21 protein-coding genes are annotated in these 20,823 nt (G+C 50.7%); 14 read left to right on the top strand and 7 right to left on the bottom strand.

The window, feature by feature from the left end; all coding sequences use genetic code 11:
* The first annotated feature begins 37 nt into the window (after positions 1-37).
* Positions 38-187, top strand: coding sequence for a hypothetical protein (locus DFR42_RS29220; RefSeq protein ID WP_170133511.1), 150 nt, complete (start codon positions 38-40; stop codon positions 185-187).
* 397 nt (positions 188-584) lie between these two features.
* Here DFR42_RS29220 and DFR42_RS13180 read toward each other — a convergent pair whose 3' ends face one another.
* Both DFR42_RS13180 and DFR42_RS13175 read right to left on the bottom strand, forming a co-directional pair.
* Positions 585-1,379 (bottom strand): ion transporter, encoded by a 795-nt coding sequence (locus DFR42_RS13180; protein WP_110255422.1) that lies wholly within the window; start codon positions 1,377-1,379, stop codon positions 585-587.
* 74 nt (positions 1,380-1,453) lie between these two features.
* On the bottom strand, positions 1,454-2,245 hold the full coding sequence (locus DFR42_RS13175; RefSeq protein ID WP_170133510.1) for a DUF4019 domain-containing protein: 792 nt from the start codon (positions 2,243-2,245) through the stop codon (positions 1,454-1,456).
* Positions 2,246-2,703: 458 nt separating this feature from the next.
* Between DFR42_RS13175 and DFR42_RS13170 the strand changes: the two genes are divergently transcribed.
* Together DFR42_RS13170 and DFR42_RS13165 are read left to right on the top strand one after the other, a co-directional pair.
* On the top strand, positions 2,704-3,264 hold the full coding sequence (locus tag DFR42_RS13170) for a hypothetical protein (protein ID WP_110255420.1): 561 nt from the start codon (positions 2,704-2,706) through the stop codon (positions 3,262-3,264).
* A gap of 29 nt (positions 3,265-3,293) precedes the next feature.
* Positions 3,294-3,896, top strand: coding sequence for a hypothetical protein (locus tag DFR42_RS13165; protein ID WP_110255419.1), 603 nt, complete (start codon positions 3,294-3,296; stop codon positions 3,894-3,896).
* A gap of 75 nt (positions 3,897-3,971) precedes the next feature.
* Here DFR42_RS13165 and DFR42_RS29215 read toward each other — a convergent pair whose 3' ends face one another.
* Positions 3,972-4,136 carry a hypothetical protein gene (locus DFR42_RS29215; protein ID WP_211324296.1) on the bottom strand — a complete coding sequence of 55 codons (165 nt, stop codon included), beginning with the start codon at positions 4,134-4,136 and terminating at the stop codon, positions 3,972-3,974.
* Positions 4,137-4,315: 179 nt separating this feature from the next.
* Between DFR42_RS29215 and DFR42_RS13160 the strand changes: the two genes are divergently transcribed.
* The 4 genes from DFR42_RS13160 (at position 4,316) to DFR42_RS13145 (ending at position 9,211) form a co-directional block, all read left to right on the top strand.
* Complete coding sequence (locus tag DFR42_RS13160; protein WP_110255418.1) at positions 4,316-4,801, top strand: MarR family winged helix-turn-helix transcriptional regulator; 486 nt, start codon at positions 4,316-4,318, stop codon at positions 4,799-4,801.
* A gap of 71 nt (positions 4,802-4,872) precedes the next feature.
* Positions 4,873-6,405, top strand: coding sequence for an efflux transporter outer membrane subunit (locus DFR42_RS13155; RefSeq protein WP_110255417.1), 1,533 nt, complete (start codon positions 4,873-4,875; stop codon positions 6,403-6,405).
* Complete coding sequence (locus DFR42_RS13150) at positions 6,402-7,655, top strand: HlyD/EmrA/EmrK family protein (protein WP_110255416.1); 1,254 nt, start codon at positions 6,402-6,404, stop codon at positions 7,653-7,655. Before DFR42_RS13155 ends, DFR42_RS13150 begins: the two co-directional genes overlap by 4 nt.
* Entirely contained in the window at positions 7,655-9,211 is a 1,557-nt protein-coding gene (locus tag DFR42_RS13145; protein WP_170133508.1) for a DHA2 family efflux MFS transporter permease subunit, read from the top strand. The genes DFR42_RS13150 and DFR42_RS13145 overlap by 1 nt, the downstream gene beginning before the upstream one ends.
* A gap of 93 nt (positions 9,212-9,304) precedes the next feature.
* On the opposite strand, the gene DFR42_RS13140 is transcribed toward DFR42_RS13145, so the two are convergent.
* The 3 genes from DFR42_RS13140 to DFR42_RS13130 all read right to left on the bottom strand — a co-directional run bounded on the left by DFR42_RS13140 (position 9,305) and on the right by DFR42_RS13130 (position 10,430).
* A complete protein-coding gene (locus DFR42_RS13140; protein ID WP_110255415.1) occupies positions 9,305-9,625 on the bottom strand; it encodes a helix-turn-helix domain-containing transcriptional regulator in 321 nt (106 codons plus the stop codon).
* Positions 9,615-9,947 (bottom strand): type II toxin-antitoxin system RelE/ParE family toxin, encoded by a 333-nt coding sequence (locus tag DFR42_RS13135; protein ID WP_110255414.1) that lies wholly within the window; start codon positions 9,945-9,947, stop codon positions 9,615-9,617. Before DFR42_RS13135 ends, DFR42_RS13140 begins: the two co-directional genes overlap by 11 nt.
* Before the next feature lie 93 nt (positions 9,948-10,040).
* Positions 10,041-10,430 (bottom strand): hypothetical protein, encoded by a 390-nt coding sequence (locus DFR42_RS13130; protein ID WP_146218841.1) that lies wholly within the window; start codon positions 10,428-10,430, stop codon positions 10,041-10,043.
* 261 nt (positions 10,431-10,691) lie between these two features.
* Here DFR42_RS13130 and DFR42_RS13125 point away from each other — a divergent pair, with 261 nt between their 5' ends.
* Both DFR42_RS13125 and DFR42_RS13120 read left to right on the top strand, forming a co-directional pair.
* Positions 10,692-11,120, top strand: a complete 429-nt coding sequence (locus tag DFR42_RS13125; protein ID WP_110255412.1) for a MerR family transcriptional regulator — start codon at positions 10,692-10,694, stop codon at positions 11,118-11,120.
* A 30-nt stretch (positions 11,121-11,150) separates the two neighbouring features.
* Positions 11,151-13,649, top strand: a complete 2,499-nt coding sequence (locus DFR42_RS13120) for a VIT and vWA domain-containing protein (RefSeq protein WP_110255411.1) — start codon at positions 11,151-11,153, stop codon at positions 13,647-13,649.
* A gap of 75 nt (positions 13,650-13,724) precedes the next feature.
* Here the strand turns inward: DFR42_RS13120 and DFR42_RS13115 are convergent, their stop codons facing one another.
* Positions 13,725-16,106, bottom strand: coding sequence for a DUF1444 domain-containing protein (locus DFR42_RS13115; RefSeq protein WP_110255410.1), 2,382 nt, complete (start codon positions 16,104-16,106; stop codon positions 13,725-13,727).
* A gap of 213 nt (positions 16,107-16,319) precedes the next feature.
* Between DFR42_RS13115 and DFR42_RS13110 the strand changes: the two genes are divergently transcribed.
* The 5 genes from DFR42_RS13110 to prmA all read left to right on the top strand — a co-directional run bounded on the left by DFR42_RS13110 (position 16,320) and on the right by prmA (position 20,817).
* On the top strand, positions 16,320-16,856 hold the full coding sequence (locus DFR42_RS13110) for a TlpA disulfide reductase family protein (RefSeq protein WP_110255409.1): 537 nt from the start codon (positions 16,320-16,322) through the stop codon (positions 16,854-16,856).
* A 78-nt stretch (positions 16,857-16,934) separates the two neighbouring features.
* A complete protein-coding gene (gene aroQ, locus DFR42_RS13105; protein WP_110255408.1) occupies positions 16,935-17,372 on the top strand; it encodes a type II 3-dehydroquinate dehydratase in 438 nt (145 codons plus the stop codon).
* Positions 17,373-17,517: 145 nt separating this feature from the next.
* Complete coding sequence (gene accB, locus DFR42_RS13100; RefSeq protein WP_110255407.1) at positions 17,518-17,976, top strand: acetyl-CoA carboxylase biotin carboxyl carrier protein; 459 nt, start codon at positions 17,518-17,520, stop codon at positions 17,974-17,976.
* A gap of 112 nt (positions 17,977-18,088) precedes the next feature.
* Positions 18,089-19,456: an acetyl-CoA carboxylase biotin carboxylase subunit gene (gene accC / locus DFR42_RS13095; RefSeq protein ID WP_110255406.1), complete on the top strand. Its 1,368-nt coding sequence runs from the start codon at positions 18,089-18,091 to the stop codon at positions 19,454-19,456.
* 449 nt (positions 19,457-19,905) lie between these two features.
* Positions 19,906-20,817 carry a 50S ribosomal protein L11 methyltransferase gene (prmA, locus tag DFR42_RS13090; protein WP_110255405.1) on the top strand — a complete coding sequence of 304 codons (912 nt, stop codon included), beginning with the start codon at positions 19,906-19,908 and terminating at the stop codon, positions 20,815-20,817.
* Positions 20,818-20,823 lie beyond the last annotated feature (6 nt).

Genomic DNA, 20,823 nt, shown 5'->3' with positions numbered 1-20,823 from the left:
CAGCCAGTCTGAGTATTAATTGATGAGGTGGTTTTCTTTGGACGATTTTTCTCTATTACCCTATATCACCAAGCGTATTGATAATGTCGACGACTATCTATTGAAGGTCAGGGGTAAGCGGCTTAAGCAACAATTCAAGAGAATAGTGCATGCCATGGAATTGGGTGACCAGCTATGGGAATACTAGAACTCATTTCATAAATAGGGTGAAATGCGTTTGCCTCATAACGTGGGCTGGCAAGGCGGATGAGGCAGTCAATAGCTTTGCCTATTGACAACGAGTCCAACGCAGTCCAGCACGCGTTATGAGGCAAACCCTCCGGGAACTGACGATTTGGGCGCATTGCAGCGCGAAGTTTGTTACCTCGCCCTCGCTAAGGCACCAGCCTTAGCAGCGGGCCACGCCTTGCACTGCATCCCAAATCGCCTTGTTCGCACTCACCCTATTTATGAAATGAGTTCTAGTGGTCTGCCGAGCGTTCTGGAAGACACAATTATTCATATGGATGGTGCATTGTTCGTGATTACCAGATCGTAGCTGACGAACTTATTCATACCTCATAAGCTGTATCTGCACATGTTCATTAACTCTGATTCACATCACCGCCGCAATGGGGACAATTCTTTTGATGACGATCTGTCCCCGCATCCAGTATCGCTGCAGTCATGATGGCGGTGGGCAGGGCGAAGATGCCTATGCCGACCAGCACGATGGCACCTGAGAGCAGCTTGCCTATCGGGGTGATGGGGGTCATGTCGCCATAGCCTATGGTGGTCAGGGTGACGATGGCCCACCACAGGGTTTCGGGGATGCTGCTGAACTTGTCTGGCTGTACCTGGTGCTCTATAAGGTAGAGCAGGGCGGCAAAGCAATAGGCAGTAATCACCATGAGCAGGATGGCGACGATGAGCAGGTGTTTTCTCCTGGCCAGGGCATTGCTGATGGCTTTGAATGAGTGGTCGAGCTCTTCCAGGTTCAGCACGCGCAATAGCCTGGTCAGGCGGAAGATGCGCAAAAAGCGCAAATCCCACGGTGCCCAGAAAGTCAGGATGACCAGCAAATCAAGCAGGGACAAGGGTTCCAGTGCATATCTGAGCCGCCCAGCTATGGGTGAATTAAAGCGCCCCTGTTCTACACTCACCCACAGGCGCAGCAGGTATTCCACAATGAAGAGGCTGGTCGAAACAACTTCTATAACGTGAAACAAGAGCTTGTTTGGTACTGCAATCGCCGGTACGGTTTCCAGGGCGACGGCAATGCAGTTGATGAGGATGACGGCAGCAAGGAAGTAATTGACATGACGCGTCAGTGCATTCGAGCGCGATGGCTTGTGCAGGATATGGAACAGGCGTGCACGCAAGCTATGATGATCTGTCATTTTTTATCCGCTATATCAGTGGCATTCACTGTTTTCCCTGAAACTTGCATTCGCCAACGCACATAGGTTTAGATCTATGGCTTGCACCCCATCTGCTTACGCAATTTAATCATGTCACTGGCAGAGGTGGATTTGATGATGTCTTCAGAAATGTGGCCATATTCTTCGCGCATGAGGCTGAAGTGGTTTTTACTGCCGGGCGGCAGGAACCAGATGACATAGCCGCAAGTAACTGGCGCAATGCTATTTTTTGTTTCATAGTCTACAGCGATGTAGGTGCCAGGCTGTTGTGAATTGGCAGGGTTGTCATACACAGTGACACGCCACAGATCGCGTGACACCAGCGTGCCTATCTGGGCCTGATAGGCAGTGACGCGGGCTTGCCAGTCTTCCGGACTACTGATGGCTTTCATGCCTGAGCCCAGCATGTTGTAGGCAGTTTCGTAGTAGGCATTGTCGATGGCTGAAAAATAGGCAGTGCTCAGTTTTTTACCTTCTATCTTGAGTTTGAATTCCTGGTCACTGTCCAGTTTGGTAGCGGGCGCAGGCTTGGGACGTGCTGGCAAATCAGCGACGCAGCTCAGCATTTGTACCATGTGAAAAACTGGCGACAAAGATTTTTGCCCAGGCAAAACTTTTGAGTCGACAAATTTATACTTGCCATATTGCGGTATCTTCCCGGCACACAGGGTAGAAGCTGGGTCCGACATCATGACCTGGGCCTGGTCCACGGTCAGGCTGATGTCACTGGTGAGCACCAGTTCAAACTCATAGGCCGATAATTTTTTGAAAGCCAGATCTGCCGCCAGGGTGGAGCTGGAGAGCAGGCAAAGGCTGAGTATTGCGGCAAGGCGTGAAAGCGTCATGTTGTTTTTAATGTGAAGTAATGCCGCAACGATACGGGATATGTTCGCATTTAACAACAATGGATGAGGCGGGTGTTTCTGTCGCACGACGTACGTGCTCAGTCTCTGCATTGATGCTACAGGGAAACTATGTGAGCAAGATGAGAAAAACTAATTGTTGTGTTTTTGAGTGTATAAAAAAATAAATAATCAGTATGTGCGGCAAAAGAAAATCATTTCCGTATCAAAATCAGAAAAAGCGGCCAACTTATGTTGATAGATATACGCCAATAAGGTATCGTGCCACAGTTTTTAACAGTTCTATCTTTGTATCTATTAGTGATTATCTTGGCTTCTTGCTTAGTGTCATTGACATTGAGTAAATACGGCAAAATTGTCGGAAGAGAGCGCAACCTCAAGCGATATGCCAGATAGTGGGCTATCAACAAAATCTGTATTAAATCAATCCTGGAATAAACATGCATATAAAGAAACTTGCCTCTTGTGTGGCGATTGCTGCACTGAGCACGGGTTGCTCCATGATGGCACCCCAGTACTCGGCTTCGATCGAAAATGTACAAACCTTGAAAAATAGCGGTGAGACACAGGTCAGTGTGGGGCAGTTTGCTTTTACACCTGGTCCTGGAAATACTTCGCCAATCACGATTCGTGCTGCTTCGATGAATTCTCCTTATGGTAATTCCTATGGTGCATTTTTGGCTGCAGCCATACAGCAGGAATTGACTTTGGCAAACAGGTATACGCCGACCGGCAATCTGGAAGTATCAGGTGTGCTGCTGAAGAACGATATCGATGCGGCTGGTTTCAGCGTAGGTTATGTGACAGTCGAGGCGCGTTTTGTCGTCAAACGTAATGGTGCTACGACGTATGACAAAGTGAAGTCTGTTAAACAGGAATTCCCTTCTTCTTTCGCCGGTGCAGTGGCGATTCCTAAAGCTGTTCAGGAATATAACGTTGCCGTGCAAAAGCTGCTTGGTCTGGTTTACGAAGACAAGGCTTTTGCTGACGCAATCAAATAATTTTTTTCACTCTTTACATTCACCTACCTATGCGCTTTTCTAAACTCTTTTCTATCGCATTTGCTGCTGTTATTCTCAGCGCTTGCGCCCATCCATATTCTGTTTCTCCAAGTGCAGATAAACTTGGTCCTCCTATTCAGGGCCAGCAAATCAATGCAAGTGTGGCTTACATCATCACGCCTGAGCAAACTAGTCTGGCGGTAACGACACCAGGCGGTGGCGGTGATAAAGTAACTTATCAACCTTATCGTGATATCGAAACAGGTTTTTACCGTGTACTGAGCAATGTTTTCACCAAGGTGACACGCTTAAAATCTGCCACTGATACTGAAACCATGGCGAAGAACAATATCTCCATGATCATTACACCAACGATCAAGACTGACTCTTCTTCTCCAAGTGCTTTGACCTGGCCACCAACCAGGTTCACAACAGAGTTGACTTGCAAAGTCACAGACAAGAATGGTCAACTGATATTTGAAACTAAAGTTTCTGGTAACGGCGCTGCAGAATTTGATGAATTCAAGAAAGACTTCAATCTGACAGGACGCCGCGCTTCTGAAGATGTACTCTTGAAGTTGCAACGCAGTCTGACCGAGTCGCCAGAACTGAAATCTTATATTGCCCGCTGATAGCAGGTAGTAAAACAGTATCAGGTACTCCTGAGTTTGAAAGACCTGCCAACAAGGCAGGTCTTGCTTGAAATTTCACTTCCTCTGCTTCTTCCGCTCTTTTTTCAGTATCTTCTTCAGTCTCTCCCCCGGTATCTTTTCCTGCATCTCTGTTGCTGAATAAGCCGCATTTTTCTTGCCGGGATATCTGTCCTTGATTTCCCTCGTTTCCCTTTTGTTTTTTTCTGGCATGAATGTCATGAGCGTTAGTGATTGCCAAAGATCTGGCGCGCGCTTGCCTTAAAACATATCTGGCGGCGATCTTCTAATTAGCTTTTTTGCATTGAAAATTTATCCCTCGTAGCTAATTTCATGCTGCCCTGCAAAAATTTTTAAACTGGTATAAACTGTTGACTAGTCAATGAATATTCTTTGCTGCCATGAACCAGGAAAACCAGAATTCAGAATTTTTTGCCCATCAGGTAGAAGAAAGTGTCGGCTATCTGCTGGCGCGTTCGCGCACCATGTTGTCGCGGGCGATTGATGAGTCATTGCGTCGCCTTGACATCACTCACGCTCAGGGGAGCGTCTTCATGATGCTGTCCATGGGCAGTTGCCACACGGCGGCTGATCTGGCGCGTGAGTTGTTTATCGACTCTGCCGCCATGAAACGCACGCTGGACAAGCTGGAAAGCAAGGGCTATGTGCAGCGCATTGTCGACGAGAATGACAAGCGTCTGTTCAAGCTGGCTCTTACCGCGAGTGGCAAGGCCCTGGCGGCGCAATTGCCAGCCGTGTATTCAGAGGTGCTGGATGTGGGTTTTACCGGTTTTGCTCCCGAAGAACTCAATTTCCTCAAGTATCTCTTGCGCAAACTGTTGGCCAACAAGCCTACGCTTGAAGCATGGATGGCAAGAAATAATTAGTTGTTTGGGCAATCAATTCATTCGCCAATTTTAGTCATTAATTTTTGACATCGTTTTTTGATATCGTCTATATGAAAAAATCTCTTTTCCAGTCAGTCAGCGCCGCAGCCAGCCTGCGCCTGCTGCTCAGTGCGTCTGCGCTGTGCCTGCTGTCGGCCTGTGTCAGTTATCAGGGCATTGAAAGCCATGCGAAGCTTAAGACTCTCAGCGCGCAAGCAGGGGCTTTTCCTGATCAGGGCGGTAATGCAGCCTGGCCAGACCTGCAATGGGCGACAGGCATAGGTGGTGCAGAATTGCAGGCACTGATAGACCGTGCGCTGGAAAATCATCCCAGCCTTCAAGCCGCCGCCGCACGTTTGCAAGCGGCCCAGGCAAGCACTGCTGCTGTGGGTGCAAGTAAACTGCCATCAGTTAATCTTGGTGTGGACAGCACTTACCAGCGTTTCACCGAGCATGGCCTGGTGCCACCGCCGCTGGCAGGTACTTACAATACAAATAACCAGATCAGTTTCAATGCCTCTTATGAACTGGATTTCTGGGGCAAGCACAGTGCAGAAATGCGCAGTGCCCTGTCACAGGAAAAAGTGGCCGAGGCCGAAACACAAAGCGTGCGCCTGATGCTGAGCAATGCCATCGCCCGCGCCTGGCTGCAACTGGCGCGTCAAAATGCACAACTGGAACTCAGCAGGCAGCAACTGGCAGTGCGTGAACAGTTTGACCGCCTGACGCAACAACGTGTCAGCGCAGGTCTTGATACCAAAGTAGAAGTGCAGCAAAATCTGGTGCAGTTGTCCGGCCTTAAAAACGAGATTGCCCAATGGCAGGAAGCCATGGCCCTGACGCGCAACCAGATCGCTGCCTTGCAAGGTCTGGGGCCAGAAGAAGGCAAGCTGATCGCCACACCCAAATTCCAGCCCGTGGCAGACTCGGCATTGCCGGGCAACCTGCCACTGGAGTTGCTGGGTCGCCGCCCTGATATCGTCTCAGCGCGCTGGCGTGTAGAAGCCGGGCAGAGTGATGTCGATGTCGCCAAGACCCAGTTTTATCCCAACATCAATATCGTTGGCTTTGCCGGTTTGTCCAGTCTGGGTCTGAGTAATTTGCTCAATAGCGGCAGCAGCATCATAGGTGTAGGCCCGGCGATACGCCTGCCTATATTTGAAGGTGGCCGCCTGCGTGCACAATTGAAGGGCAAAGTCGCTGCTTACGACGTGGCCGTGGCGACCTATAACCAGAGCCTGACCGATGCCCTGCATGAAGTGGCAGACCAGGTGCAGATACTGCAAGCCAGCCAGTCGCAATTGATGGAGCAGCATGCTGCCGAACAAGCGGCCCGTGTGGGTTTGCAACTGGCGCAGCAAAGACAAAAAGCCGGCACCGCCAACAAGCTGCCCGTGCTGGCTGCGGAGAGCGTTGTCTTGTCCCAGCAAAAACTCTCGCTGGAACTGGCCGTGCGCCATACAGAAGCGCGCATCAATCTCATCAAGGCACTCGGTGGTGGTTATGAGAGCAAGGCCTTGCCTGCGACTACTTCCACTGCTGCCAGCAGTAATAAAAACATCATTCAATCTCAAGTTAAAAACACAGCGGAGGCCGCGTTATGAACGCCCCAGATCAAAACAAACCTGTCAACGTTCCTGCTCAGGCTGAATATGCACCAGAAAAAAACGGCAAGCGCCGCGTATTGCTGATCATTATCACCCTCATCGTGCTGGCCTCAATTGCTGTCTATGCTTTCTGGTGGTATACCGTAGGCCGCAATTTTGAGCATACAGAAGATGCCTATGCTGCCGGTAATGTCGTGCAAGTGACTTCGCAAGTTGCTGGCACGGTAGTGGCAATTCATGCTGATGATACTGATGTGGTGCAGGCTGGCAAGCCTCTGGTAGAACTCGACAAGACCGATGCCAGGGTGGCCGTTGATCAGGCCGAAGCCCAGCTGGCGCAAACCGTGCGCGAAGTGCGCGTACTGTTTGCCAATAATGGCAGCCTGCAGGCGAATGTCAGCCTGCGCAGCAGTGAAGTTGAAAGAGCCAAATCTGATCTGGCACGCCGTACCCAGTTACTGAGCACAGGCGCAGTCTCTGCCGAAGAACTGGAGCATGCGCGCAATGCCGTCAAGAGTGCAGAAGCTGCCTTGCAAGCTGCCAGTGAGCAACTGACATCCAACCGCACCCTGACAGAAAACACTACGGTCACCCAGCATCCAAATGTCTTGCGTGCCGCTGCCCGTGTACGCGAAACTCTGCTGGCCCTGAGCCGCACGAGTTTGCCAGCGCCGATGAATGGCTTTGTCGCCAAGCGTGCCGTGCAGGTTGGCCAGCGCATCGCTCCTGGTGCGCCCTTGCTGTCCATCGTACCTTTGAATACCTTGTGGGTAGATGCCAACTTCAAGGAGGTGCAGCTTGCCCATATGCGTACCGGCCAGGATGTAGAATTGCATTCTGACTTGTTTGGTAGCGATGTGACTTATCACGGCAAAGTGCTTGGCATGTCGGCTGGTACCGGTTCTGCCTTTGCCTTGCTGCCCGCGCAAAATGCCAGCGGCAACTGGATCAAGGTCGTGCAACGCGTGCCTGTGCGTATCAGTCTCGACCCTAAGGAGCTGGAAGCCCATCCATTGCGCATCGGTGTCTCCATGCAGGTGAAGGTCAATATCTCGCAACAGCAGGGCGCACCGGTGACTGCTGCCGCACGCACTGTTCCTGCCTACCAGACTGCAGTGTTTGAGCAAAATGGCAAAGATGCTGACCAGCGTATTGCTGAAATCATCGCTGCGAATTTGCCAGCTAGTAAAGATAACAAAGCTGCTGCCACGGCTGCTGCAGTTACTTCCAAAACCAAGGGCATGTAATGAGTGCGCCACGTCCACAGGCACCGCATCCGCCTCTGAAAGGTGGGCAGCTGGCAATGGGCACGCTGGCCCTGTCGCTGGCGGTTTTCATGAATGTGCTGGATTCATCCATCGCCAATGTGTCGATACCAGCAATCTCAGGCAACCTCGGTGTCTCGCCGCAGCAAGGCACCTGGGTCATCACCTCGTTTGCGGTGGCGAATGCGATTTCCGTGCCGCTGACGGGCTGGCTGACGACCCGTTTTGGCCAGGTCAGGCTGTTCCTGTCTTCCATCCTGCTGTTTGTCATTTCCTCCTGGTTGTGCGGTATGGCACCCAATATCGAGATATTGATTGCAGCACGTATTTTGCAGGGTGCAGTTGCTGGCCCCATGATCCCTTTGTCACAGGCTTTATTGCTGGGCAGTTACCCGCCCGCCAAGAGTTCCATGGCGCTGGCACTATGGGGGATGACGACCCTGGTTGCACCCATCATGGGGCCGCTGCTGGGCGGCTGGATATCGGATAATTATTCCTGGCCCTGGATTTTTTATATCAATATCCCGGTAGGTTTATTTACTGCCTGGGCTACATGGTCCATCTACCGCAAGCGTGAGTCTGCCATCAAGAGTCTGCCTATCGACAAGGTTGGTCTGTTCCTGCTGGTGATCTGGGTAGGTGCTTTGCAGATCATGCTCGACAAGGGCAAGGAGCTGGACTGGTTCAATTCTGGCGAGATTATTTTGCTGACGGTGATTGCCATCATTGGCCTGGTTTACTTCGTCGTCTGGGAGCTGGGTCAGGATCATCCTGTGGTTGACCTGTCCCTGTTCAAGGGGCGCAATTTCAGTGCCGGTGTGATTGCTATCTCCATAGGCTATGGCCTGTTCTTTGGCAGCCTCGTCATCATGCCCTTGTGGCTGCAGACGCAACTGGCCTACACAGCGACAGAGGCGGGCAAGGTCATGGCACCGGTTGGCATCTTTGCGATTTTATTGTCACCCATCATAGGCAAGATATTGCCCAAGGTGGATGCCAGAAAAGTCGCTTCTGCTGCCTTCATGGGCTTTGCCGTGGTGTTTTTCCTGCGTTCGCGTTTCAATACCGAGGTGGATACTTATACCCTGCTGATCCCCACGCTGATACAGGGCGCGGCCATGTCGATGTTCTTTATTCCGTTGACGTCGATTATTTTGTCAGGCCAGCCACCGGATAAAATCCCGGCTGCATCAGGCTTGTCTAACTTCGTACGTATCATGTGCGGTGGTATGGGGGCCTCCATCATGACTACCATCTGGGACAGCCGCAGCACTCTGCATCATGCCCAGATTGCAGAAAACACCGGCAGCAGCTTCCCCAACTTTGTACAAACCGTACAGGGGTTGATGCAGCAAGGCATACCAGAGCAGGGTGCTTACGCCATCATAGACCGTGCCATCAGCGTACAGGCCAGCACCATGGCAGCGACGGATATCTTCTGGCTGTCAGCTTATATGTTCATCGGTCTGATAGGTCTGGTGTGGCTGACCAAGCCGAAGAAATCGGCTGTACCTGTGGATGCGGGTGGAGCGCATTAGACTCGGTGTTGAGATTGCAAAAAAGGCTTGCGGGTAAAAACCTGCAAGCCTTTTTCTTTATGATGCCTGTCACAGTTCAGCTAGGAAGGTATATCAGGGTAATTCAGGTATTGCTCGGCTGGAATCTATCGTTTCTACTGCAAGCCTTAATCCCATCGCCCTAAGTATGGCAGACAAGCTGCTTAGTACAGGGTTTCCATCCGGCGATAAAGTACGATAAAGCTGGGTTGTACTCAAATGTGCTGTTTCCGCCACTGCTGGTATACCGCCAAAAGCTTTGGTCATTTGCCTCAAGGTGATAAGCAGTTCGCCCTGATCACCATCCTCAAGTATGCTATTGAGTAATTGCACCGCATATGCCGGGTCATTTTGAAATAGTTCGGCCATTGCCTCATCATGGTTTCTATCCTTCATCACCCATTCTCCTTTGCCAATCTCGCCAATAATCGCAGGCTTTGACTATATCCTTGTCTTGCGTATCTTTGTCGCCGCCACATAAGAGCAAAACAATTTCCTTACCCGAAATTGCATAATAAACTCGATATCCTGCGCCAACGTCTATGCGTAACTCCCAAACACCATTCCGACAAAATTTGTGATCACCAAAGTTGCCAAGCTCAATTCGGTTGATACGACGATCTATGGCAATTCTTGCCCTCACATCGTGCAGCTTGCGAACCCAGTCAAAGTAAATATCTTTATTGTCCGAGCTTAAATAGTGTTTGATATTGTACATAATCCAGTTTCGTTTATAAACGAATTTATGTCAAGTTGAGCGATTTGCATAAATTCATGCAGCTTCGCCTTGGGTTTGATTGCATTGATGTGGCTAAAACTTGTTGATCACAATTTCACCAATTTTTTCTTTCTTGTCGATGCTTGTTCCTGGTTCAGGGTGCGTGGTAGTGATTTTGACGATGCTGACCGTTGCCTTGTAGGAAATAGGATTTCCATCGCACTGAAAGTAGCGGCGTGCTTCGTCCTGGTCTGCTGCTGTCAGACCCTGCATGCTTGCACAAGGCTTTGTCAGTGTAGCTATCAATTGAGGGAGTCGTCCCTTGTTGACATATTCTTCTGCCACTTGAACTTCACCACATTCAAGTCTTAATGCTTGCAAAGTCCACACATTGCAATTGGGTGACAAATTCAAAGTTGCTGAAACTTGAGGGGAATTGGCAATCACCACCAGTTGCCTGCTGATGTTGCTGGTGCCTGACATGAAAGTCAGTAGTAGCAGCAAAAAAATATAACAAATGAGTGCAGAAAATACGCCTAGCAATAAGGACAGCGGTAAGGCCTTTTTTCGAGGCTCGCTCGCGCTTGGGGATGCAAGCGGCAAGTTGGGCTCTGTGTTTTGCTTGAGTATTTCTTCCATGGTTGCTGATTTTATACTGATTCAACCCCTGTGCTGATTAGCCTGGAAGCATTTGCTAAAAAAGTAAACTTGAATAATGACAGTTTAACTGTTATAAAGTACTGTATGAATACTACTTCTGATAAAAAAGACAGCAGCTATCTGCTCCCTGAACTCTGTTTGATGGCAGAGATGTCGGTACGCACTGTGCGTTACTACATGCAGATAGGTCTGGTCAGCAAGCCTGAAGGCGGGACGCGGGCGGCGCGTTATGGAGCGCAGCATCTCGAACAATTGTTGCTGATCAAGAAGTGGAGCTCAGCGGGGGTCTCACTGGAGCGCATACGTGAATTGCTGCACGGCGCACCTGCCCCGGTAGAGATGAAACAACAGCAAATCGGGTCAATTTCTGTTTGCACGCATTTGACAGTAGCGCAGGGGGTAGAGCTGGTGATAGATGCTGGTAAAGCAGGCTGGACCCCGAAGCAGCTCAGGGAATTCGTCAGGCAGGCAATCGAATTGGCAGAGCGTATGAAAACCAGCCAGGACGCATGAGCGCAGCTGGTTCAATGGAGGAGGATAACTATGTTCGATCAAAACACAGCAACAATACAATCCAGTCTGGGTCAGGCAATGGCCTTGACCAAAGTAAGTGCGACGGGTGTCATTCAGGGCATGCTGCTGGAAATGCAGCTCACACAAAGCTTTATCAATCCCTCGGACAAAGAACATGCCGAGGTCTTGTACACCTTTCCCCTGCCTATTGATGCAGTCTTGCTGGATATAGAAGTCGAGCTGGATGGCAAGAAATTATCCGGTGCTGTCGTGCCGAGGAAAAAGGCAGAAGTCGATTATGAAGAAGCCATCTCTGAAGGCAATACGGCTTTCATGTTGCAAGAAAATGGCGACCGAAGTTTTAGCCTCAGTATAGGTAATCTGGCCCCTGGTGAAGCTTGTACGCTGACGATGAGTTATGCACAAAGTCTGCGTTTTTCCGAGATGGAGGGCTTGAACGCTCTGCGCATCTGTGTGCCTACCGTGATTGCGCCGCGCTATGAAATGACGGAGGCGATTACGAGCAGGAAGCAAAATCTGTTTGAGCGCCTGACTGCACCCAAGCATGATGTGAGAGTCGAGTATCCCTTCGATATCACACTGAAAATGGCAGGGGAGCTGGTGGGCGCGCGTATCGCCTCGCCCAGCCATGCCATCAGCGTCATGCCCAGAGATGGCAGCGTGATCGTCAGTTTGTCGCGCAAGGGCAATCTGGATCGTGATTTTTTACTGTGCATAGACCAGTTCAAGCAGCAGGCATTCAGCGTGCTGGGGCCTGATTTTCATCAGCCTGAACATGTCGCTTTGCTGGCCAGTTTTTGCCCGCAAATTGCGGCTGAAAACATGAGTGAGCTGGCGGTGAAATTGCTGGTTGATTGTTCTGGCTCCATGAATGGCGACAGTATCAAGGCGGCACGTACTGCACTGAAAGAAATTGTTGAGCAATTGAATACAGGCGACCATATCTCCCTGTCTCGCTTTGGCAGCGAAGTCCAGCATCGTTCACCGGCGATGTGGAAATTTGCCAAACCCAGCAAGGCCGCGGCCTTGCGCTGGATAGAGGAACTCGATGCCAGCCTCGGTGGTACAGAAATGGCACTGGCGCTGGAATCCACCTTTGCCATACAGAGTAGCGGGCGCAGTGACGTGCTGATGATTACTGACGGTGAAATCGATAGCGTTGATAGCTTGATAGACAGCGCACGCGCTGCCGGGCAAAGGGTGTTTATCGTAGGCATAGGCTCCAGTCCGGCAGAAGTGCATCTGGAGCGCCTGGCCAGGGCCAGCGGCGGCTCTTGTGAATATGTGGCCCCGGGTGAGGATGTGGTGCCTGCCATCTTGCGCATGTTCATGAAATTGCGTTCGCCAGTCTGGCAGGATATCCGCATCGATACTGGCTTTGCCAGCCCGCCGCTGTGGTCCACAGCTTTGCCTGCAAGTGTGTTCAAAGGTGAAACCCTGAACATGTTTTATCTCTTGCCATCAAAACCTTCTGGAACGATGAAGTTGTTTGCGCGCATGCCGGATCAGCCTGAAGAAACCGAGATAGGCCACCTGGAATTGAGTCAGACCATGCAGTCAGAAACCAGCCTGTCACGTGTGGCTGCGGCGACTTATTTGTCCAGCATGCAGGCAGTGCCTGAGCAAGCAGCAGTCGTGCAGGAACTGGCAGTGCAATATCAATTGATTTCCAAAGAAACCAGCTTCCTTATCGTGGAAGAACGGGCAGAAGCAGACAAGCCGCTGGATATGCCTGCATTGATGGAAGTGGCGCATATGTTGCCTGCAGGCTGGGGTGGCATGGGGGCAGTGGCTGCTGGAGGCGCGGTGACTGTTGCGGCGGCTGCGTGCCCTCCATGCGCACCAGTACCAGCACTGGCGATGCCAAGTATCTCTGCGCCTGATATGTTCCGTACAAGGTCGATGCCTGGGAAATTGTCCAAGCGTGCTGCACCCGCGGCATTGGATGAACTGAGTCTGTCTTCCATGGATGCCAGTTATTTGTCTGAGCCAAGTGCAGCGCGTGTGACTCTCGATGCACAGGCCATGCAAGAATTTTTTGACTATGCAAATGCGTTCGATGCTGCCAGGATCTATCGTCAGGACATGCACTACCAGGGGCTGACACCTCTGGGCCTGACATTATTGCTCAGATACTTTGACGAGAAATTGTGGCCTGCCAGTCTGGCAGGACTCAAGATAATTCAATTGGGGCAGGCCGTCATTGAATGGCTGGAGCTGGCAATCTGGGAAGATTGCAAGGACAAGTTGAGCAGCAGGGAAGTGGTCAGGCTCTTTCTGGGTATCATGGCTGAGCAAGAGATGCTGGAAACCCTCTTGCCGTCTGCAGAGTCAAGCAAGTTCTTGCAAGAAAGCCAGGCAGAGCGCATGTCAGTTCAGCAATTACGGGATGCATCGGCTGACCCCGCAGCCAGTACTATGCTTGAGGGGCAGTTACGCAAAGCACTGCAAGGCATGGATGCAGGGAACTGGAGTGCTGCCATCTTCCTCATGGACATGGAAGCCTAAGAAGTAAATCAGGGGGCAGAAGCCGTTTCCGTGGTTTGCATCAAGCGGATTCTGCCCGTTAATTGAAGCAGGCTTTTAATAGATCAGTTTGCCCTGCCTCCACATCGTCGTCAGTGACACTGGCCAGAATGCGACCGGGACTATCATGACTGCATCGGTAGCCGGGTGAACAAGAACAGGGAACACGGCAGCGTTCAGGATGCCATTCGGAATATGCTTGCGAAACACCATAAAAGCGGCTGCTCTGACATTTTTGTCAGTGAGCAGATCCGGCAGTTTCCAGCCCATGTTACGGTTCATTTCATTCGTCACGCTGGCTGCTACCAGTTTTTCTTCCGGGTCTTCGGGCTCGGTGCTTTTCAATTGATAGATTTTGTCGGCGATCGCGCGCAACTCATGAGGGCGGCTCTCGAAATAGGCGTCTTCGCTAAATACCAGCATGGCTGGATGATCATGTTCTCCCTCTTCAAACAAGAGGTTATTCGCCTGCACCAGTGCAGCCCAGACAATGCGGCCTTCTGTCATCAGGCGCCTTTGCTGGCGTATGATTTCCAGCAAGGGTTCATTATTGTCCATCCAGTCTGGTCTGCCTGCCGCAATCCTGTCGAGGATTTCCGCGTCCATGCCACTGCGGTTGCGACTGAAGTTGAGCTGTAATTCGGCGAGTATGCGGCTCATTTCTGTATCCGCTGGTCTGCCAGCAGTGTAATACTGACTGCTACGGCGTTTTGCATCCGATTGCCGTTTATTGGTAGATACAGTTACTTCAGGCACGACCAGGCTGGTAGTAAACGGCACGGCACTTTCTGTTTCGCCCATGAAGGCCCACAGCTTATGTGCTGGGCCCAGCCTGCCCAGGGCTGTGACTTCCTGCCCTGGCTTTATCCATGTCGAGTTCAGCTCAAACCAGTCCATAAATTCAGTGTATGGATAATAGGTTTGCAATGGCGTACTGAGCAGCCAGTAATCATCTTCAAAATGAAAATGGGCGAATTGCTGTATCCTGATTTTTTCGCTAGCGATATTCTTCAGACTGATCACATAGACATCGTCAGCGTCACTGTCACCCTGATATTTTTGCAAGCGGATAGTCGCAATAGATTGCTCTTGCCGCAGCTCGGCATCGCGGTATGTGGTCCTGATGATTTTGTTTGCTGCAATGTTTTTCCTGACATCGTCGGGCAGCAGACTGGCAAGTGATTCGCTGATGCCTTCGGCAAGCATGAGAGTGCCAGTAGGCGACAGCACATAATAACTGTGCATCTGGTGCAGGTAAAAACAGGTGGTAGCTGGCGTAGCCGCGTCGTTCTCTTCCTTTCCTTCAGTCGGGCGCTGGACATGCACCAGATTGCCATCCATTTTAGTGACGCGTAGCCATTGCAAGCGCTGGTCGAGCACACTTGCTATATAAAACTGATAATCGGCATGTCGTTTGTAAAGTGTCTGCAATAATCGCTGTGCCTTGCTGAGGCTGGGTGGATACATGTCCTTGATGACTTTATACAGGCCCAGCACTGAATCTTCACCATCCTGGCCACATGCCAGTTGTTTTGCTACTTTGCTGCAGGGAGAGAAGAGTTTGTCATCCGCGGTGCGAATCACGTAGTCATCACCATGCCAGTCCCATTTGCCGCCTATGCTGCGCACTATGCACTGGCCAACAAAGGCGCCAGCGAAGAGGATGATATTCTTGTGGTCTTGCGTGGAACCGTTTTTGTAGGTGTTTTCCAGAAACTGATTGACCCAGCGTACACCGCCGATGTCATAGTCTATCTCTATCTGGAAATGCTCTCTGGCGATATTGCGCAATACTTCTGCATTGGCCAGCATGCCTTCATGCAAGCGGGCATGGGCTTGTTCCAGGGTTTCGGCTCTGGTGTCACTGATGTCCGTCTTGATCTCTGTCCATTTACCTTCCTGACGCTGATAGAGTGAGGTAGTCAGCAAATGCTCTGCACTCTCATGAGTGTGCCTGATCAGATCTTTGAGAGCCTGTATCCCTTCTTCAGACTTGCTGTCGCAAAATGCCAGTGTATTGCGGCTGGGGATGGCGACCATGAAGCCATTCTCGGCCAGCGAGGCCAACCGCTTGTCCCACAATTCACTGATCAGCAGCAGGCTGGCTTCAAAATAACCATCCGTGGTGATGGTGCGCAAGGGGCCGTGCTTGTGCATCTTTAAATGAGCAACAGATTTTTTCCATAAATTCTGCAGGCCGGAAAGATAGAGATCTTTTGCTGTATAGCCTGCCTGTTGCACATCCTGCTTTTTGACATGGGTGAAGTGGCCGCCTTCTTGGCCGTCTTTTATATGGACATAAACGATGTCCAGGCCCAGTCCGGCACCGGAAGCATGGTGATAAACCTGCTGATCCTCTGAAATATTACTTACGGCACTGGCTTCACCGCTAGCGGGCAAGTTGATGCAGGCAATGGCGTCACGGCAAATTGTATTCATTTAAAGCTATCCAGAGGGTGGTTGCGGCATATCTTGCTGGCCATAGTTGCATTGGTTCACATTGGTCAGCAGGTGAAAGCGGAGAATAATACCAAAATACCAATGACATACCTGAAATCCAGCATCACGCGCAGGCATTTCAGCATAAATCCCCCAGCTAGGCTAATATCCTCGCCTTGGGCCGTGATGGCGGTTTTATGTGAGTCATATTCTATGAACAAGAAGTTTATTGCCCTGGCGCTGGTGCTGGGCGTGGCGTTTGCCGGTTTGGGTATCTATGTAGGTAACCGCCAGATGACGCCCAAGCCGCCTGCAGACAAGGCTGTGGCACAGTTGATGGCCCAGCAGTTCAAGGATAGCGAGGGCAAGAGCCAGACGCTGGCGCAATGGCAGGGCAAGTTGCTGGTAGTTAATTTTTGGGCAACATGGTGTGCGCCTTGCGTGCAGGAAATGCCAGAGTTATCTGCATTGCAACAAGAGTTCAAGGGCAAGTCTGTGCAAATTTTAGGGCCAGGTATTGACAGTCCGGCCAATATTGCTGAATTTGCAAAAAAATATCAAATCAGTTATCCATTGTTTGCCGCCGGCATGGAAGGTTCTGAATTATCGCGGCAGTTAGGAAATGCTGGTGGTGGTTTGCCATTTACTATTTTGATCAGCCCTGACGGCAGGGTGTTGAAATCTTACCTTGGTCGCCTGAAGATGGAAGAATTACGCGCCGATATCACCAAATTTTCTTTGGAAAAGTAGAAGTCGCTTCGTTTTTCCTTGCCAATCTGCTTCGATTAGCGGCAAAATGCGGCCATCTTCGTGAAATTGAATGTGACTATGGCGCGCAAACTGTTGCTGCTGAATGGCCCCAATCTGAACTTGTTAGGTACGCGTGAGCCCGCTACTTATGGTGCTACGACTCTGGCTGAGATCGAAAGTGCAGCGCAGGAACAGGCAAAAGCTGCTGGCGCAGAATTGTCATTTTTTCAAAGTAATCATGAAGGTGCATTGATAGACCGCATCCATGCTGCCCGTAATGAGCAAGTCGATGCTATTATCATCAACCCTGGTGGCCTGACACATACCAGCGTTGCTTTGCGGGATGCCCTGGCTGGGGTGGCAATTCCGTTTATTGAAGTACATATATCGAATGTACATCAAAGAGAAGCGTTCAGACATCATTCATACTTGTCTGCCATTGCCAAAGGGGTTATTTGCGGCCTCGGCACTGAAGGTTACCGCCTGGCGATTGACTTTTCATTAAAAAATATTTAAATTCTCTTATCTTCGCGTAATTTGCTGATAATTTCAGTTTATTTCGTATATAATCCAAACTTCGGCGGCGATTCCCGGGCTGTTGTCCTGCTCAGTATTGCGCGTCCCAATTAATTCAGAACCACTTTTTTCAAGGGGATTCCACATGGATTTAAGAAAACTCAAGACCCTGATTGACCTTGTAGCAGAATCAGATATCGCTGAACTTGAAGTAACTGAAGGTGAAGGCAAAGTTCGCATCGTCAAATCTTCTGCGATGCCGCAAAACCAGGTAGTCATGATGCAACAACCCCAGCATCAGCAAATGATGCCTGCTGCAGCACCAGTCGCCGCAGCCGCACCAGTGGCAGCAGCCCCTGTCGTGCCAGATGGTCATATTGTTAAGTCCCCTATGGTTGGTACTTTCTACCGCTCCTCATCCCCTGGTGCTGCTCCTTTTGCTGATATCGGCAAGAGCGTCAATGCTGGCGACACCCTCTGCATTATTGAAGCAATGAAATTGCTGAATGAAATCGAAAGCGATTTCAGCGGTACCATCAAACAGATTCTGGTTGAAAATGGTCAGCCTGTAGAATACGGCCAGCCGCTGTTCGTGATTGGCTGATCCAGGCGCGCGTGCGCGAACTGACTGCCGCTTTGCCCGTGTTGAGGGCAATCATACCGGACAGGGTTTTCTGCTCACGCAATTGCAACCATTGCCACCGCAAAGTTAAATCATGTTTGAAAAAATTCTTATCGCCAATCGTGGTGAAATCGCGCTACGAATACAGCGCGCCTGCCGCGAGATGGGTATCAAAACCGTGGTCGTGCATTCTGAAGCCGACCGCGAAGCAAAATATGTCAAGCTGGCTGACGAATCTGTTTGCATAGGCCCGGCACCATCGAATTTAAGTTACCTGAGCATGCCAGCCATCATCAGCGCCGCTGAAGTGACTGATGCCCAGGCTATCCATCCAGGCTACGGTTTTTTGTCTGAAAATGCCGATTTTGCCGAACGTGTAGAACAATCCGGTTTTGTCTTCATCGGCCCGCGTGCTGAATCCATCCGCATGATGGGTGACAAGGTTTCGGCCAAGCATGCCATGATCAAAGCTGGTGTGCCATGCGTGCCAGGCTCTGAAGGTGCATTGCCAGACGACCCTAAAGTCATCGTGCAAACTGCCCGCAAGGTTGGTTACCCTGTCATCATCAAGGCCGCTGGCGGTGGTGGTGGTCGCGGTATGCGTGTAGTGCATACTGAAGCTGCCCTGCTGAATGCGGTCACCATGACCAAGTCAGAAGCCGGTGCCGCCTTTGGTAATCCTGAAGTGTATATGGAAAAGTTTCTGGAAAACCCGCGTCACGTGGAAATCCAGATCCTGGCTGACCAGCACGGCAATGCCATCTGGCTGGGCGAACGCGATTGCTCCATGCAGCGCCGCCATCAGAAAGTTGTTGAAGAAGCACCTGCACCTGGTATCCCGCGCAAGACCATAGAAAAAATTGGTGACCGTTGTGCCGCCGCCTGCCGCAAGATAGGCTATCGTGGTGCAGGTACCTTTGAATTCTTGTACGAAAACGGTGAATTCTATTTCATCGAAATGAATACCCGCGTGCAAGTTGAACATCCGGTGACCGAAATGATCACTGGTGTGGATATCGTGCAGGAACAGATACGCATCGCTTTCAATGAAAAACTGCGTTTCAAGCAAACCGATATCATGCTCAAGGGCCATGCCATTGAGTGCCGTATCAATGCGGAAGACCCGTTCAAGTTCACTCCTTCGCCAGGTCGCATCACATCTTGGCATACACCGGGTGGCCCAGGCATACGTGTAGATTCGCATGCTTATGCCGGTTATTTCGTGCCGCCGAATTATGACTCCATGATAGGCAAGGTTATCGCCTATGGTGAAACCCGTGAACAGGCTATCCGCCGCATGCAGATCGCCTTGTCAGAGATGGTGGTCGAAGGCATACAAACCAACATCCCGCTGCACCGCGAGCTGATGATAGATGCACGGTTTATTGAAGGTGGTACGAATATTCATTATTTGGAACACAAGTTAGCGGATATGCCGGAGTTGTCGAAGAAAAGTAAGTAAGAGCTGAAGACCTTAAGACCTCTCAACACAGAGACTCAGAGACACAGAGGAAAACCTTGGAGTCCTCTCTACAATGTAGGTTGGGCTACGCATCACCAGCCCAACAATCAGCATCCGATTCTGTGTAAACCTTAATCGAAGGCACAGTGTTGGGCTGGTAAACCGTAGCCCAACCTACGAAGTTGAAAAAGAAGCACAGAGAAAACATAAGTTTTTCCCTGTGCTTTTGGTTTTGTTATGGAGCCTCTGTGGTAAGCTTTTTGCTATTGAAAAGTTTTAATGCATTAAATAAGTGAAATGCCGCAAAGATGCGTTGTCGAGTTGTACTGTTGACGTCAATGTTGAGTAGCCTATCTTGATTTCCGCTGTGCTTACTCGGTGGTGAGTCTTTGGGTCTTGAAGTTTCTGGAAGTAATAACGCTGTATATAGAACGTAAGAAAGTAGCAATATGGGCTGGATAGAAATAGTCATAGAAGTAGCGCGTGAGCAGGCTGAGGCTTTGTCGGACGCTTTGATGGATGTGGGTGCCTTGTCGGTGTCTGTGGAAGATGCCGATGAAGGTACGGATGCTGAGCGCCCGCTGTTTGGTGAGCCAGGCATGGAGCCTGATGAAGCCGCCTGGGACCGCAGCCGCGTCGTTGCGCTTGCCGATATCGACGCCGATCATGCTGAGCTGGTGGCCGAAGCTGCCACCGCCATCGGCCTGACTGTCGTGCCAGCCTATATCACCCGCAATGTGGAAGAGCAAGACTGGGTGCGCCTGACGCAATCGCAGTTTGCCCCTATCCATATAGGCAAGAATATCTGGGTCGTGCCTAGCTGGCATGATGCGCCTGATCCTGATGCCCTGATCCTGGAGCTTGATCCTGGTCTGGCCTTTGGTACTGGTAGCCATCCGACCACCAAGCTGTGCATGGAATGGCTGGAGGCACATGCGCCCAAAGACTTGTCCGTTCTGGATTATGGTTGTGGTTCCGGCATCCTGGCCATGGTCGCCAGCAAACTCGGTGCGGCCAGTGTCATTGGTGTGGATATCGACCCGCAAGCAATTGAGTCTGCCAATTTCAATGCTGAGCGCAATAACTGCCAGATTGAATATGCGCTGCCGGAAGGCTTTGGTGCTGCCCATCCAGCCACCCAGAAATTTGATGTGGTCGTGGCAAATATCCTGTCCAGTCCATTAAAGTTGATGGCACCAATGCTGGCAGGCCGTGTGGCCCCTGGTGGTTCGCTGATACTTTCAGGCGTGCTGGCAAGGCAGGCTGAAGAAGTGGCAGAAGCGTATGCGCCTTTCATCAAGCTCACCGTCTGGGCTGAGCATGAAGGCTGGGTCGCGTTGTCAGGCTCTTTGAGTAACTGAGGCGAC

Source organism: Undibacterium pigrum (assembly GCF_003201815.1).
Classification (GTDB): Bacteria; Pseudomonadota; Gammaproteobacteria; order Burkholderiales; family Burkholderiaceae_D; genus Undibacterium; species Undibacterium pigrum.
This window is presented reverse-complemented; position numbering and strand designations above follow the sequence as displayed.

Bases quoted from the DNA above. Each gene is read 5' to 3' on its own strand.
- DFR42_RS13180 (WP_110255422.1), bottom strand. From the start codon at position 1,379: ATGACAGATCATCATAGCTTGCGTGCACGCCTGTTCCATATCCTGCAC.
- DFR42_RS13125 (WP_110255412.1), top strand. From the start codon at position 10,692: ATGAATACTACTTCTGATAAAAAAGACAGCAGCTATCTGCTCCCTGAA.
- DFR42_RS13145 (WP_170133508.1), top strand. From the start codon at position 7,655: ATGAGTGCGCCACGTCCACAGGCACCGCATCCGCCTCTGAAAGGTGGG.
- aroQ (WP_110255408.1), top strand. From the start codon at position 16,935: ATGGCGCGCAAACTGTTGCTGCTGAATGGCCCCAATCTGAACTTGTTA.
- DFR42_RS13170 (WP_110255420.1), top strand. From the start codon at position 2,704: ATGCATATAAAGAAACTTGCCTCTTGTGTGGCGATTGCTGCACTGAGC.
- DFR42_RS13115 (WP_110255410.1), bottom strand. From the start codon at position 16,106: ATGAATACAATTTGCCGTGACGCCATTGCCTGCATCAACTTGCCCGCT.
- DFR42_RS13135 (WP_110255414.1), bottom strand. From the start codon at position 9,947: ATGTACAATATCAAACACTATTTAAGCTCGGACAATAAAGATATTTAC.
- DFR42_RS13130 (WP_146218841.1), bottom strand. From the start codon at position 10,430: ATGTCAGGCACCAGCAACATCAGCAGGCAACTGGTGGTGATTGCCAAT.
- DFR42_RS13155 (WP_110255417.1), top strand. From the start codon at position 4,873: ATGAAAAAATCTCTTTTCCAGTCAGTCAGCGCCGCAGCCAGCCTGCGC.
- DFR42_RS13120 (WP_110255411.1), top strand. From the start codon at position 11,151: ATGTTCGATCAAAACACAGCAACAATACAATCCAGTCTGGGTCAGGCA.
- DFR42_RS13150 (WP_110255416.1), top strand. From the start codon at position 6,402: ATGAACGCCCCAGATCAAAACAAACCTGTCAACGTTCCTGCTCAGGCT.
- DFR42_RS13160 (WP_110255418.1), top strand. From the start codon at position 4,316: ATGAACCAGGAAAACCAGAATTCAGAATTTTTTGCCCATCAGGTAGAA.
- DFR42_RS13110 (WP_110255409.1), top strand. From the start codon at position 16,320: ATGAACAAGAAGTTTATTGCCCTGGCGCTGGTGCTGGGCGTGGCGTTT.
- prmA (WP_110255405.1), top strand. From the start codon at position 19,906: ATGGGCTGGATAGAAATAGTCATAGAAGTAGCGCGTGAGCAGGCTGAG.
- accB (WP_110255407.1), top strand. From the start codon at position 17,518: ATGGATTTAAGAAAACTCAAGACCCTGATTGACCTTGTAGCAGAATCA.
- accC (WP_110255406.1), top strand. From the start codon at position 18,089: ATGTTTGAAAAAATTCTTATCGCCAATCGTGGTGAAATCGCGCTACGA.
- DFR42_RS29215 (WP_211324296.1), bottom strand. From the start codon at position 4,136: ATGACATTCATGCCAGAAAAAAACAAAAGGGAAACGAGGGAAATCAAG.
- DFR42_RS13175 (WP_170133510.1), bottom strand. From the start codon at position 2,245: ATGACGCTTTCACGCCTTGCCGCAATACTCAGCCTTTGCCTGCTCTCC.
- DFR42_RS13140 (WP_110255415.1), bottom strand. From the start codon at position 9,625: ATGAAGGATAGAAACCATGATGAGGCAATGGCCGAACTATTTCAAAAT.
- DFR42_RS13165 (WP_110255419.1), top strand. From the start codon at position 3,294: ATGCGCTTTTCTAAACTCTTTTCTATCGCATTTGCTGCTGTTATTCTC.